1 protein-coding gene is annotated in these 229 nt (G+C 59.8%); it reads left to right on the top strand.

Annotation, left to right across the window (positions count from 1 at the left end):
• A partial coding sequence (locus AF337_RS41035; RefSeq protein WP_152971237.1) for a DUF3604 domain-containing protein occupies positions 1-167 on the top strand: 167 nt, incomplete at its 5' end.
• Positions 168-229: the final 62 nt, after the last annotated feature.

Here is a 229-nt window from a genome sequence, read left to right as displayed (position 1 = left end):
CCCGTAATAGAAGGCAGAAGGCCTTCTATTACGGGCGCGTCATTGAGATTCCGACACCGCGCTGGACCGCCTATGACGCCAAGCGGTTCGGCGTCAAGCCGCTGGAGGGGACGCGGATGACCGTCACCGAACGCGCTTACACCTCGCCGATCTGGTATACGCCTTGATGTAAGGGCATTTTTTCACGATGCCGGCGGCTATGTGGGCCGCCGAACCTTTCGTGCCCATT

This window comes from Rhizobium ecuadorense, from assembly GCF_001187535.1.
GTDB lineage: Bacteria > Pseudomonadota > Alphaproteobacteria > Rhizobiales > Rhizobiaceae > Rhizobium > Rhizobium ecuadorense.
The sequence above is the reverse complement of the archived record's forward strand: the minus strand, read 5'-3'. Positions and strand labels throughout refer to the sequence as shown.